Origin of the sequence: Flavivirga eckloniae, from assembly GCF_002886045.1 — a bacterium.
Classification (GTDB): Bacteria; Bacteroidota; Bacteroidia; order Flavobacteriales; family Flavobacteriaceae; genus Flavivirga; species Flavivirga eckloniae.
In genome coordinates this window covers 239,396-254,420 of record NZ_CP025791.1, presented here as the reverse complement: position 1 = coordinate 254,420, position 15,025 = coordinate 239,396, and the positions used below count along the sequence as shown (strand labels likewise).

General features: G+C 37.7%; 6 protein-coding genes. 3 read left to right on the top strand and 3 right to left on the bottom strand.

Annotated features, from left to right (window positions below; all coding sequences use genetic code 11):
- The first annotated feature begins 114 nt into the window (after nucleotides 1-114).
- The 3 genes from C1H87_RS01055 to C1H87_RS01045 all read left to right on the top strand — a co-directional run bounded on the left by C1H87_RS01055 (nucleotide 115) and on the right by C1H87_RS01045 (nucleotide 5,998).
- Nucleotides 115-2,934, top strand: coding sequence for a M4 family metallopeptidase (locus C1H87_RS01055; RefSeq protein ID WP_102754041.1), 2,820 nt, complete (start codon nucleotides 115-117; stop codon nucleotides 2,932-2,934).
- Nucleotides 2,935-3,252: 318 nt separating this feature from the next.
- On the top strand, nucleotides 3,253-4,707 hold the full coding sequence (locus C1H87_RS01050; RefSeq protein WP_102754040.1) for a DUF3360 family protein: 1,455 nt from the start codon (nucleotides 3,253-3,255) through the stop codon (nucleotides 4,705-4,707).
- A gap of 22 nt (nucleotides 4,708-4,729) precedes the next feature.
- A complete protein-coding gene (locus tag C1H87_RS01045) occupies nucleotides 4,730-5,998 on the top strand; it encodes a hypothetical protein (protein ID WP_102754039.1) in 1,269 nt (422 codons plus the stop codon).
- A 77-nt stretch (nucleotides 5,999-6,075) separates the two neighbouring features.
- Here C1H87_RS01045 and C1H87_RS01040 read toward each other — a convergent pair whose 3' ends face one another.
- The 3 genes from C1H87_RS01040 to C1H87_RS01030 all read right to left on the bottom strand — a co-directional run bounded on the left by C1H87_RS01040 (nucleotide 6,076) and on the right by C1H87_RS01030 (nucleotide 14,566).
- Complete coding sequence (locus C1H87_RS01040; RefSeq protein ID WP_102754038.1) at nucleotides 6,076-8,220, bottom strand: cellulase family glycosylhydrolase; 2,145 nt, start codon at nucleotides 8,218-8,220, stop codon at nucleotides 6,076-6,078.
- Nucleotides 8,221-8,367: 147 nt separating this feature from the next.
- Entirely contained in the window at nucleotides 8,368-11,424 is a 3,057-nt protein-coding gene (locus C1H87_RS01035) for a glycoside hydrolase family 48 protein (RefSeq protein ID WP_102754037.1), read from the bottom strand.
- Between the two features lie 217 nt (nucleotides 11,425-11,641).
- Nucleotides 11,642-14,566, bottom strand: coding sequence for a glycoside hydrolase family 9 protein (locus C1H87_RS01030; protein WP_158655081.1), 2,925 nt, complete (start codon nucleotides 14,564-14,566; stop codon nucleotides 11,642-11,644).
- Nucleotides 14,567-15,025: the final 459 nt, after the last annotated feature.

Sequence of the window (15,025 nt, the reverse complement as noted above, 5' to 3'; positions counted from 1 at the left end):
AGGTCTCATATTCAGGATGATTATTTTGTGGTTTAACCACAAAATAATATGAAAAATCCTTCATAACTTTAAAAGAAGCAATAACTCATAAATATTAATTTAAAACCAAAGACCATGAGAAAAACTTTACACAATTTTAAACTTACTACAAGAAACTTTGCCATTATTTTGGTGCTATTGGGTACTACAATGCATGGGGTATCCCAAGAAAGAATCATTAAAATTTCAAAAGAGCAAACGCAAGCAACATCACCAAACGATAAAATTGATGATGCGCCCGTAGCAAACAAAGCATTATTACGAAGTATGCTAAAGCTTGAAAATAATGACAAATTAGTACCTATAACATCTGTAGTTGATAACTACGGAAAGCATGAAAAATACCAATGCTACTATAAAGGTGTTAAAGTAGATGGTATGATTGCTACCATTCATAGCAAGAATGGAAAAGCCTCCAAGATTTCGACCAATCAAATGGTATTACCAGAAATGGATGTTAAAGCTTCTATTACTACTAACGGTGCTTTGCAATCTGCAAAACAGAAACTTAACTTTAAGACCATAGACCTAGTTTCGAGCGAGTTAATCATTTTATCGATCGACCCAGATCAAAATGTATGGAAATTAGCCTATAATTTACATATTAAAGGCGCAAACTTCTATGAAGAGGTTAATACTTATGTTGATGCAAAAACTGGTGATGTTATTAGAATAATGGAAGGCATAAAGCATTCAGGCAAACACAGCCATGCGAGTCGCTTGAAAAAATTAGGAGCAAACACGACACTGGAACAAAAAAGCTTTGTTAGTCTGTTGATGCAAGAAGCAATAGGCCCTTTAGCTCCGGCAACAGGAACTTTGGCTACAAGGTATAGCGGTACACTTAGTTTAACAACAGATAGTTCCGGAAGTGAGTACCGATTACGTGATTACTCCAGAGGGAATGGAATTATTAACTATAATAATTCATCATCTGGCCAAGTACTTGTATATGATGATTATACAGATAACGATAACAATTGGACTCTTGCAGAACATGACAATAGCACTAAGGACAATGCTGCCTTAGATGCACACTTTGCTTCACAGGTTACTTATGATTATTTTATAAATGAACACGGTAGAAATAGCTACGACGGGCTTGGTTCTGAATTAATCAATTTTGTTAACATCCTTAATTATGGTAATGCAGGTTGGGCTAATGGAGATTATATGCTTTATGGCGATGGTATTTTTGGATCAGATCCATTAACATCTCTGGATGTTGGTGCTCACGAGATAGGGCATGGAGTTACCAAATACACCGCTAATTTACAGTATCAAAGAGAGCAAGGCGCTATAAATGAATCTTTAAGCGACATTTGGGCCATGAGTGTAGAGCATTATGCCAATGTAAATTATGGACTTAATAAAGATCTTGATTTATTAGGAAATGATTTTGGATATACAATAAGATCGATGGCAAATCCAAATCTATATGGTCAACCAGACACATACCAAGGAACAAACTGGGTACCTGCATCGGTATCAGAAGGCTGTATTACACCTCAAGGAGGCGCAGGAGGTAACGACTATTGCGGAGTACATACTAATAGTGGTGTTGGTAATTTTTGGTTCTACACACTTACCTTGGGTGGCTCTGGCACAAACGATAATGGAGATAACTACGCTGTAACAGCTATTGGTGTAGATAAAGGAGGCGATATTGTTTATGCTGCGCTTGCAGATTTAACTCCCACATCGCAATACGCAGATTTTAGAGTCGTAACAATTCAGGCAGCCCAAGATTTATATGGTATTGGATCTCCAGAAGAAATCTCTGTAACCAATGCCTGGTACGCTGTAGGTGTCGGTGCTGCTTATTCTGGAGGAGGCGGAGATACCGAAACTCCAACCGTACCAACAGGGCTCGCTTCTTCTAATATTACCGCGTCTGGTTTTGATGTATCATGGACAGCCTCTACAGATAATGTAGGTGTAACAGAGTATGAAGTGTTTATTGATGGTTCTAGTAATGGATTAACAGCCTCTACATCTTATAGTGCTTCCGGGCTAAGTGCCAATACCACATATGCAGTAACAGTAATTGCGAAAGACGCAGCAGGCAACCAGTCTGCTTCTAGTAGTGCTTTAGATGTTACTACATTAGAAGGTAGCGGAGGAGGTTGTACTGATACAACATACAACTCAGACGATTTTGAAGGCGGGTTCTCTTCCAGTATATGGAATGACGGAGGATCTGATGCAAGAATAAGTACTAGCGATCAATTCTATGCCAATTCAGGTGTTAGATGTGTTAGACTTAGAGACGATCAAGCCAGTGCCAATATTACCACAGACAACCTTGACTTATCCCTGTTTGAGGAAATTACGGTTACGTTCAGCTATATTACTGCCGGTTTGGAAATAGGGGAAGGCTTTTCATTACAAATGTCAACAAATGGTGGAGCTTCATTTAATACAGAAGCGTCTTGGGCTCGCGGAAGTGAGTTTCCATCAAATAACGTAAGGCAAACTGGAACAGTAACTATTTCGGGGCCATTCACAACAACAACCCAATTAAAATTTCAGCATAATGCCTCTGTAAATAACGATAGATCTTATTTAGATGATGTCGTAATTGAAGGCTGTTCAAATGGTGTTTCCTCCATTATTGCTGCTACCAATGGAAATACTCTTATCGATACAAATAATGATGTATCTGAGCCTGTTTTAGAAGATATTAAGATATTCCCAATTCCGGTAAGTCATATGCTAAATGTTAAAAACTTGCCAGAAAATAGCAATTTGAGATTAATGAATATTTCTGGGCAATTATTAATAAACGCAAAAGGAAAATCTCAAATAAACATGTCTCAATTTGAAACAGGAATCTATATTTTACAGGTTAACACTGAAGGAAAAACCAAATTTGTAAAAATCATAAAACGATAATAACAACATGTTCATCACATAAAAGTCCTTGAGGCTTAAATAATAAAAGCGGATGTTAAAAAAAGCTAGTTCAATCTCCTGTTGAATGCCCGTTTGGCAAGCTTTAAAACATCCGTTTTTCAATTATACTATCTCTCTTTTTTGATTGCTTATTTTATAAAAAAGCGATAAATATTTCACTCCAATTACTCTTTTCTTAATAAAAACAAAATAATAATCTAAAGCTGATAATTCTCATGTTTGATTGTTATTTATGCAAGTATTTTTATCCATTCAAAATAACATATAAGTTATAAAGCATTGATCTAGAAATACAATATGAATAATAGCAATCAAAATTCCTACAAAAAACAACGAAAAAAGTCTAGCGAATTCGAAAAGAGAGAAGATTACTTAAAGCACGAATTATCAATCATGAAATTCCGCCGTTGGCGCGTCCATTTACCTTTTAGGGATTTCCATGTAGAATTTGAAGATTTGGTACCAGCCTTGGCTGCAACAATAGGAAAAGTGGTTATGGTAACGGCTATGGTAGCAGCATTTGCTTCACAGTTTGGGCTTTCGGCAGAATTTATAGCAGAGAATGTTAGATACGAATTACTTATAGCGGGCGGGATTTTTGTAATCCTATTTTCTGCAATTTTAAATCCACGTGCTAATTTAGCTGGTACACACGGTCCGATGATACCATTAATTCCAATCATTGCGGCAGCTGGGGGGCATCCGCTGGCATTGGGCATTTTAATTGGTGTTTTCGGACTTCTTTTAAGTATTACCAAAGGAGGCTCTAAACTCATGTCCTTAACCGGAGTGGGGGTACGTGGTGGCTTACTAATCTATCTAGGAGCCGTTGGACTTATAGGGCAAATTACAAAGCTGGAAGCCTGGGCTTCCAATGCTAATGCCAGTACAGTTTCATTTATAGTTATTGGAATTACTATCCTTATTTATGCCTATTTAGCCCGAATTAAAAAAAGGTGGTTAGCCATTCCATTATGTTCGGCAATTGCAGGTGTAATTGCCTATGCCATGGGGGTTAATTTTGAATTTACCACAGAGCCGGGACTACCACACATGAGTCCACTTTGGTGGTGGGGAGAAAACACGGGTTGGCAATTAGGGTGGCCTGATTTCGGACATTATATTGCAGTAATTCCTTTTGCAATTTTAGCTGTTGCCATGTGGTCTCCCGATTATTTAGGACATCGTGTTTTTCAAGAACTTAATTATCCTAAAAAAGCAAAAGATGTTTTAATGGATGTTGATGATACTATGACGGTAGCTTCTATTCGTCAGATAGTTGGAGCCTTTTTAGGAGGTGGTAATATCGCATCGTCTTGGGGTACTTATATGATTCCTGCTGCCATAGCAAAACGACCTATTCCAGGAGGCGCACTCCTTACGGCAATACTGTGCATTTTAGCTTCGGTTTTTGGGTATCCAATGGATTTAGCCATGTGGGAGCCTGTGCTAAGAGTTGCCTTAATTGTTGGTGTGTTTTTACCATTACTTGAAGCAGGGATGCAAATGGTTAAGGAACACAACGATTCTTTAAGTGCGGGTACATGTATTTTTGCTTGTGCCTTTGTAAATCCAGTATTTGGTTGGGCTTTAACCATGTTGCTCGATAATCTTGGCTTAATTGGAGATAGGGAGAGAGCTAAGAAGCTAACCTTGAAAGAACGATTAATTATTCCCGGAGCTATGTTTATAGTTTGTATTGTGTCGCTCGCATTAGTGGGACAGTTACCTGGTATTCCCGGTATATTTTAAGAATATATAATATCTATATGTGATGAAAAAAATAGTTATTATAGCATTAATGTTATCAACATCTTTTTTGATGACAGCACAGAAAAAGGGTTTAAGTTCTTTTATAAAATTTAGTGGGTATATTAGTAACGATGCCAGTTTAAACACACGACAAACCATATCTGCAAGGGACGAGGGTTTATTTGTATTGGCTCCGAAACCTGTTTTATTAGATAATGATGGCAATGATATCAACAAGACCGCATCCTTTAATTTTATAGGGATTAATTCAAGAATCAGAGCAAAGATTACAGGCCCTGATGCTTTTGGAGCAAAAACTTCTGGATTGGTAGAAGGCGACTTTTTAGGAATAAATACAGGATCGAGATTTAACTTTAGGTTACGTCATGCTTTTGTAAAATTAGATTGGGAGAAATCCCAACTATTAGTGGGACAGTATTGGCATCCTACGTTTATTGTAGATTGCTATCCCGGTACCGTTTCTTTTAGCGCCGGATCACCGTTTAATCCACTGGCGAGAAACCCTCAATTTAAGTTTTCTTATAAGTTTGGAAAAACAACGGTAAGCTTAACACAATTAACAAATGGTCACTTTGCAAATAAAGGGGCTGCAGATTCGCAATCCAACTCGTTAATTCCAGAGTTTCACCTTCAGGCACAATATAAAAGTGACAGATTTTTAGGAGGTGTAGGTGTTGGTCATCAAATACTAAGACCCGAAATTGCAACCGCCAATAATTACATTACAAAGGAAAAAGTACATAGTAATACTGTTTTTGGATATGCAAAAATGACTTTAACAGATTTCACCATTAAAGCTTATGCGATTTATGGGCAAAATAACGACAATCTGATTATGATGGGAGGCTATGCTACTATTGATAAAGATTACACTCAAGATCAGATAGATAAAGGTATAGTGGAATACATTCCTTACAACGACATAACATCTTGGCTAGATGTTCATACTAATGGAAAGAAATTTAAGGCAGGCGTCTTTGCTGGCTATTCTGAAAACCTTGGCGCTTCTAAAAAGGTTGATGTTAGTACCTACACGGGAAGATGGGGCAATGTGAAAAATATGATGCGATGTTCACCAAGGCTCGTGTTTATTTCAGGGAAAACCATTATCGGAACCGAAATTGAATATTCACTAGTAAACTATAACAAAGAAAATCCTGACGGGCAGACTCCAGAAGAAATTTCGGGTTACGATGCCTATGGTGTTGTTACAAACTATGAAGCAGCAGATAACTTGAGGTTTTTATTGAATGTTACTTATAAGTTTTAAGTATATTACATGTTGTAAATATCAAAAGGAGAGCATTTTAAGTTAGCTCTCCTTTTGTTTTACTTTAGGTCTTAAAATTACTTTTTTATAAACTTTTTGTTTGTTATACTACCCGTTTTAGCATTTAAAACTTCTAAGAAATAAATACCAGACGGAAGCCCTTTAACATTTATAGCTTTTTCTTTTTGATTATCGGTTATACTCTCATATATAACAGCTCTACCAGTAAGACTTAGTATTCTTATTGTAGCATGTTGTAAACTAGCATTACTAAATACTTTAATCGTATGATGTGTTGGGTTAGGTGCTACTTGTAACATTATTTGCGATGGATTATTAATTTGCTCCATTTTTTCTGAAACTCCAGAGACTATTTTTTCCGAAGTTTTAGCTATTGCACTGCTACAAGTAGGAGGACTTGCTGTTGTACTGAAATACAATGTAAATCCACCAGTTTTTGAAACCATTACGAAATTTCCAGAATCTACTGTAACCCAGTATGCGCCATCTAATCCAGAAATTCCACTACCCACTAAAGTAGCTTCTGGTTGGGCGGTATTAAAACTAGCGGTTAAGCTGCTCTTTAAATCTACGTACCAGCCTGGAGTACCGTTGTTAGTATTAATTGAAAATTGATACAAACCATTATTTGCCAAATCCCAATTAATAGTAAAACCTGTTAGGTTATCTAAATTCGGGCCACCATTACCCAAAACATAAATATTTTGATACGATGTATTTAAACTAGGTAGAACATTAGACGATGGTGTACTAAAAGCACAATTATTACCACCAGTTACCTCTACATTTATGGTTTGGGTTGCAGGTACGGAATCTACCTTACCATCATTAACAACAAGGGTTACCGTATAAGAGCCTGCTGTAGTATAAGTGATTATTGGACTAATTCCTGTTGATGTTTGACCATTTCCAAAATTCCAATTATACGTTAATACATCGCCATCAATATCCGATGATCCGGAAGCATCAAACTGCACCGTTAAAGGAACATTTCCAGAAGTAACAGATGCGGTTATGCTAGCAATAGGAGGTGAGTTTGTACTGCCACCAACTACATTAGGTATTAATGGTGCGAAATGAGGACTTAAAACATCCATTTTCCATTGGTTAACACTAACCCAATCATCTTTTAAAATACCACCTGTATCTCCAGAGTTGGGGTTTATCGTCCAAAAAGTCCAGGAATAAATACTTCCCATAAAGTTCATCCATTCGGTAAACCATGTATAGGCGATAGTATTATTTTGGTCTTTAATTCCGAATTCACCTATAAATAACGGAGACGTATTATTTTCATATAAAAAATGAAAATTTTCCTGCCAAATCGCTGGCATATTGTTTGGAAAGCTTGGTGCTTCAAACCAATCTTGTGGAGCCACTTCTGGACCGTATTCATGAGCTGAATAAAATAACTTACTCGGATTGGATAATTGCACTGGATAGGGACCAGCTCCTTTAAGTTGTCCTCCCCACCAATAAGAATCTCCTTCAAATTGACCAACACCTTCTACAATAATTAAAACATCGGGATGTACTGCTAAAATAGCATTACCACACCGTTCTGCGGCTTTGTTCCAGTCTGTTGCCGGGTTACTGTTGCCCCAGGTTGCCCCATGTGGTTCGTTGTTTAAATCCATACCAACCACAGCCGAGAAGTTTTTATAACGGTTTGCCATAAAAACCCAGTCGTCTATCCATTGTTGTTCGGAAACCCCATTCGTGTACCACAATGCCTCAATTAAATAGCCATCTGCGGCTCTTGAATGATTGTCCAAAACTATTTTCATATTGTTTTCCTGACACCAATTCACCACAACATCCAACAATTCGATAGGCTTGGTTAAAGTACCCTCGACTTCATTCATAGGGGAGACACCAGTGTACGGATCGGAACCATATGGATTTATGTTTAGTGTAGCTCCCGGGTTTAGCATCTCGTTACACCAAGGAACTCTAATCGTATTAAATCCCAAGTCTTTAATCTGTTGCAAAACACTTTTTGTATCCCTGTTCCAAATACCATGTGGACTATATAGCGATGTTTCGAATCCGAACCAATTCACGCCGGTAAGGCGTACTTCTTTACCTGTAGCGTCAAAAAGTTTGTTTCCTGAAGCAGATAAAAAGTTTTGCTGTTGCGCATTAATTATAAGGTTGTTAAACCATATGATGCTTAATAATACAAGTATATATTTTTTCATGTTTTTAGTTTTATAAATATTATTATATGATAAAGTTGAGGATGCCGAAAAGCTCAATAAACTAGCATTTTAAATACTAGTTACAACTAAATATTACACTTAAAAAGAACTAAGCTTTTACTTAGAATGGCATCCTCATTAATTATATTAGAAATTGTTTTTAACAATCTTTTTGTTTAGTACAGCTCCGGTTTTGGTATTACGAACATTTAAAATGTAAACTCCAGACTGAAGCCCTTTAAGGCTAATTGCCTTCTCTTTTTGAGCGTTTTCAATAGTAAAGGATTTAATTACCCTACCGCTAAGATTTATTATTTTCACTCTTGAGTTTTGGAGATCAATACTGCCAGATAACGTTATGATATCATTAGTTGGGTTAGGGGAAAGCTTTATAACATTTTCTTGAGCTAACTGTTTTTCCTGTTGATGCTTTTCATGCACTTTTGCGGTACTGGGAGGAGTCGTACCTCCAAAAAAGAAACCATACTCGGCATTAGCTAAAGCAATCTCTATTTGAGCCCAACTTCTGTGGTAATTCTGGGTATAACCTTGACCAGAATTATAAGCTGCTAACAAATTATTATACTCTGGATCGTTTTGGTATTTAGAACGAATATCTAAAAACGAAACACCAGGTGCTATTTGATCGCCGTTGGCCATGGTACCAGTAAATCCATTCGGTACATAAACAGTTTGATCAAAAATTCTCGTAAAATCACTTCTTGTTTCTGGACTTGACAACCCTTTGGTATCCCGGTATTTTGCCCACATTCTGTCGAGTATCTCCTTAGCCAGATCTCTTGATGCTGCATCTATAGTGGCATGTTTTTCGGTAGCAGCCGCATAGTAAATCAATGCCTTGGCCATAGACGCCGCAACACCTAAATCTTTTCCGTAATCTGTTACGGTTACGCTAAGATTATTATTGGCTCCTGGATTAACAGGATCCCAAGTGTCTGGTTCTCCTGTCCATGCCAAAGTAGCAGGTATCAAGAAGTCGTCGGTTCCTACTAATTGAACAACACTTTTAACCCAGGTTGCCCATTTGTCCATAAGGGCTTTAGCCATAGCATCATTTGTAATATAATAGTATTCTGCTACGCGCTCCATAGACCAAGCTTGCCAACCAAACCAGGTGCCACTTCCGGGGTCATGGTATACAGGGTTATCATCATAAGCCATATTGTAAAACGTTGATTTTCCAGCTGGGTATGTGCTATAATTACCATTCCAACTATTGGTAGCTCCGCCAGCTATGGCTCCTTCTTTAGACTGTAACCAGGTATAAAACTCCATTTGCCTTTTTAAACTTTCTGTCCAATCTGTTACGCCATTTTGGGAGGTAGGTTTCAGCTCATTTACTTGTGTTAATGCATAAGCAGCCATAGGGTTTTGGTATCCAAAATGACAATGACTGGAACTTATTCTAAAAGCCCAGGGTGCAGTTGTATCTACGGCGCCACCCCAGGAAATATACCAAGACATTAAATAATGTGCACTGTTGTAGCCTTGACCAGCACCGCTTGTCGCACTTTGCACACCCAATGGTTTAAAATACTTATCGAACATAGCCAGTCTCAAATAATCTCCCATTTTAGTAGCCTTATTAAGCAGGTTAACACTAATTGGAGTTTGTTGCTCTTTGGCATATTGCAAGGCCCAATACATGGCTTGAACTGCTCTGGCATCGGCATCTGGAGCACTGGTATATCGCCATTGTCGTGAATAGTTTTGATCTATAGTAAATAAAGGCAGGAAACCATTGGGACCTCCCCAATTAAAATTTTCCCAGGATGGATGTGGAATCGTTTCGAAAACAGATTCTTGCTCTCCTCTTTGAAATGTGTTGATGTAAGAGGGGGTACTAATGCCATCGCCTCTGTTACCATAACCATAAAAATTATCGTTATCTAATAACCAGTGCATTTGATAAACATCCGCACCATAAGTTGCAGTTAAATCGGCTGATACAGGATCTTCTCCTACCGGAGCAGAAAAATCTAATGGCGCTGGATAATCATTCGGAAGAGGGAATTCACTAGCGTATGCCGCAGGATTGGCCGGATTGTATGCCGAATTGGTTGGTTGATCTGCATTTGTGGGAATAATAAATTGTTCTATGGCATTCCAAACATTGGCCAGAGGTGTCCAGTTTTTTGTAATTCTTCCATTCATAGCTTCTAACCATAACCAATACGAATAAAGTTCGCTGGTAGATTCATGACCGTAATCTGGTGCTTCTACGATAAGGGTTTCAATAGAGTGGTGTGGTGATCCGTCTGCGCTAAAATAACCATTGGCAGGATCGTAAAATTCGTTTCTAATTTCAATAAAGCGATCGATATACAGGTTATCTATAGGAGGACAATTAGGACATCCATTAGGATCTGTTTTTGTTACTGAAATTGAATTTGAAAGATCGAAATCTCCCGTTATAGCAGAAGTGTTATTACCAACAGTAACCCCTCCAACGGTACCATTATAGCTTAAATGCCATATTAATGCTGTACCTGGCGATTGGGTATCAAAATTTACTAGGTCTGGGCTGGTTGGCAATGCTAAGATGTTATTTATCCCATCTGTAATTATCCATTGTGAGCTTTGGCCTATATTCCCAGATAAACCAATTCCAGTTGCAAAATCGTCTATATTATCGCCAACTGTAAAATTAAATGGTCCACCTGTTATAACACCACCATCTACATTCGAGGTGCTTCCACAATCGGGTGCTGTAGGTAAAGCGCTAAAGTACAAGGTAAATCCACCTGTTTTAGATACCATTACAAAGTTTCCAGCATCTATAGTTACCCAATAATCGCCATCTAAACCAGCAATTCCAGTACCCGAAAAAGTGGCATCTGGTTGTGCAGTATTAAAACTGTGTGTTAAGCTACTTCTTAAATCGACATACCAATTTGGTGTGCCATTGTTTGTGTTGATTGAGAATTGATACAACCCATTGTTATTCAAATCCCAATTAATGGTAAAAATGGTGATGTTATCCAAATTTGGTCCACCGGTTCCTAAAACGTAAATGTTTTGAAAGGCCGTGTTTATATTTGGTAACGCGTTAGGGAGTGGTGTATTGAATGTACAATTTTGCGCATATGTGTTCGGTGCCATTGATAATGCAAACACTATCAATGTTAAAATATCTCGCCAAAAGGGCGTATTTGTTTTGCTTCGTTTTATATTTTTTTTCATTGTTTTTTATTTGAGTATTAGAGTAGGGTAGAACGTATCCTAATCATGTTGAAATTTATTTCGACAAAGACATAATAAGCCTATTAGTACATCTGATTGATAGACTATTCAACAAGTGGAAATGTTCTTTATAAGTGTATGAATGAAAACATTACAGGAGAGTTTTATTGAAGATTAAACGCTCCTGAATGTTTAAATCATTAATGATCTATAAAAATTACTTTTTAACAATCTTTTTATTAGTTATAGTTCCGGTTTTTGTGTTAAGCATTTCCAGTATATAAATTCCCGGTTTTAAGCCCTCAAGACTAATAGTTTTATTGTTTAGAGTGTTTTTACTCTTGTCTGAAAGAACAACTCTTCCTGTTAAACTTGTAACCTTGATTATTGAATGCTGTAAGCTTTTATTGCTTGTAAGCGTTACAATACCAGGGGTAGGGTTAGGGGATAGCTTTAAAACCTCTGTATTTTTCATTTTGTTTGAAACACTAACCGCAGAACTTGTACATACTGGAGGTACTGCCGAATTACTAAAGTATAATGTAAATCCACCTGCTTTTGATGCCATTACAAAGTTTCCAGAATCTAGGGTTACCCAATAGGCCCCATCTAAACCAGGGATACCTGTACCCGAAAATGTGGCGTCTGGCTGTGGTGTATTATAACTATAAGTAAGACTGCTTCTTAAATCGACATACCAGTTAGGTGTACCATTATTGGTATTTATGGAAAATTGGTACAAGCCATTGTTATTTAAATCCCAGTTGATTGTAAACGTGGTAACATTACCCAGATTAGGACCACCGGTTCCTAAAACATGTATATTATTGAAAGCACTATTTATACTGGGTAATGATGTGGCTATTGGAGTTCCAAAACCGCAATCGCCACCACCTACCGGGGTTTTTATTACTGTAATTGAGTTTGAAAAATCATGATCTCCTGTTACTGCCGAAATATTATTTCCAACCGCTAGTCCGGTTATCGTTCCATTATAACTCAGGTGCCAAATAAAACAAGTACCAGGTGGTGAGGTATCAAAATTTACACTATCTGGGGTTATGGGTAACTCTAATATGTTATTGGAAGCATCTGTAATGACCCACTGGGAGCTATCACCAACATTGCCAGATAAAGTAATTCCAGAAACGTTATCTGCTGTACCATCTCCTACGGTAAAACTAAACGGACCTCCAGAAATTACCCCACCGTTTACATTAGAACCTTGGCCAGGTTCGTTACCAAATACCAATACACCATTATCATATACTGGAATATTGGTACTTTCTGTATCGGCACTACTGTTTATGCCTTGCGCAGACCAGTCGTTTGTAATATCGTATGGCACACCATTTTGAACACGAATATTGATTTGCGTTTCCCGTCTAAATTGCGGATCGCCAATAGGAGATATTTGTTCTCCAACCATAGAAACTTCCATGTAATAGATATTATTTGCGGCATCCCATAGTTTAATTTCTCCTGTACTATTTCCTTGAACCGAGTTAAGAGTTATATTATAATCGTTAATGGTGAAACCTTGTGCAACACCTTCAGAAATATTGAAGAAATATCTATAGCTAAGCTTATCTGTTACGCGAGCTGGCCATGCTGTTCTATTTTGTGTTAGAACTCTAACGGTACTTCCAAAAGCATTGTTACTATTAAATTTAGAGAATGATCTTATCTCTGCTCTTGTTGGTGTTTCTGCAATTGGAAAATTGGTTAAAGGCGTGCCTCCAAACTCATCGTACATTCTCACTAAATTTCCTGTAAAACATGAGTTGTAGTCGCAGGCAACTTCGTTAGCTATAAAATCGCCGCGATCGTCTACAAACTGATCGTTTGGTTGACTTGGTCCTCCAACTAAAGCCCCATAAAGAATATGGCTGGCTAAGTCCGGTTTATTTTGAAGACTATTTCCCCAGGCTCCGTGAGCCGAACGGTGATGCGGATTGTTAGCTGGGTTATTACCAAAGCCCACCATAAAGCTTCTGTTTAACGGATTATCTCCAAGGGCATAGTTAACTTGGTTAACAGCAAAATCATGGTATTTAGTTTTGTTTGCTGGTGTTGTTGCCACCTTATCACTATAAATAAAGGCTAAAAAGGAGGTGTTGGCAGCATATCGAAGCGAACCCCACTGTATCAGGTGCGCTTGGCCTCCTGGACTATAATTAACTCTTTCTCCATTATAACCGCTAGTCCAAAAATCGAGAAAACGTTCTGCATCATCCTTATATTTTTGTTTACCTGTTAACTGGGCTAGTAGTACATAGGAAGCATATCCTTTATCGTCCCACGAGGTTGTAAACTTATAGGCCTTGAAGCTACTTTGCCCTTCTGTACCGAGGTTATCGTATTCCAATTCGGCTTTATCGAGGTAAGCGGTTTCATTTGTGGCACGGTATAACCAAATGGCTCCCCAAACTAGTTCGTCGTTATATCCGTTAAACGATCTGTAAAATCCGGCAGCATCGGTTATAGATTCAGAATACACACCTCTGTGGGTATCTGCAAAGTTATATAGTTGCTTGGCATGTGTTATTAAAGTAGCGCTGTAGGTTGGATCGGAGTCTTTAAAAAGCATACTCGCAGCAGCTAGGGCAGCTGCGGTTTCTGCAGCTAGCTCCGAACCTGGATTGGCAGCGTCTATTTTGTGGGAAGGACGACTCATAACCATGACTTCTGGCGATCCCCAAAAGGCATGATCGATACCGCCGTTTCCTAACTGACCATAGAATTCGTTGGGAGCTGTATGGCATTTCAAAAAGTAATCGGTTACAAAACGTAGGTTCCGCTTTAAAATATCCATTTGTCCGGAGCGTATGTAAGCATCTTTATAAGCAATGCCGCCCCAAGCTAATGAGGTGACACTAAATGCCATAGGAAGACCAAATTTAACATGATCTCCAGCATCGTACCAACCTCCGGTAAGGTCTAATCCAACATCAGAACCATCTGTAAGCGCAGAGTCTCCTCTCCAACTTACACGATTCCATGCTGGTAGTGGCCCAGATTGTTGAGCTTCATAAAAAAACAATGACTTCTGTAAGGCTTCGCCATAATTTTTCTGTGCAAAATTAGTAGTAGAATAAAGGCATAGCAATATAGCTATACCATGAATAATAAAATTTTTCATCGTGGGGGTGTTTTTGTTTAGTTTAAAATAGTAAGCACTAAGAGACTTGTGAATTAAATCTGAGGTACGATTTACTCACTTATCAATTAAACATGATTTTTTCAACTGTAAACCTGTTGAATAAATCATTTCTCGTCACAATTTGTTGGAATAGCAATTTTATTTGAAATCACTTAATAATAGAGAGAGAGTACGAAACACAATGTTTGCTAGCGGTATTGTTTCGCATATTAAGAGAACTGACAAATTATATCTAATTTAAAAAAACGTTTTCGTTTATAGTTATCCAAATAATTCAATTCTTGATACTATTTTTTTAATATCAATTTTCTCTATACAAAAAAGTAGGAAAACGTGTTCTCTATACGCTTCTATAATTTCTGAAATTATATAGCAAAAACAGCCTTTAGAATTTTCTAATAATCACACTTCATATACCTAAAAACACCTGTCAGGTAT

Coding starts and splice junctions, on each gene's coding strand:
- C1H87_RS01055 (WP_102754041.1), top strand. CDS start 115: ATGAGAAAAACTTTACACAATTTTAAACTTACTACAAGAAACTTTGCC.
- C1H87_RS01050 (WP_102754040.1), top strand. CDS start 3,253: ATGAATAATAGCAATCAAAATTCCTACAAAAAACAACGAAAAAAGTCT.
- C1H87_RS01045 (WP_102754039.1), top strand. CDS start 4,730: ATGAAAAAAATAGTTATTATAGCATTAATGTTATCAACATCTTTTTTG.
- C1H87_RS01040 (WP_102754038.1), bottom strand. CDS start 8,220: ATGAAAAAATATATACTTGTATTATTAAGCATCATATGGTTTAACAAC.
- C1H87_RS01035 (WP_102754037.1), bottom strand. CDS start 11,424: ATGAAAAAAAATATAAAACGAAGCAAAACAAATACGCCCTTTTGGCGA.
- C1H87_RS01030 (WP_158655081.1), bottom strand. CDS start 14,566: ATGAAAAATTTTATTATTCATGGTATAGCTATATTGCTATGCCTTTAT.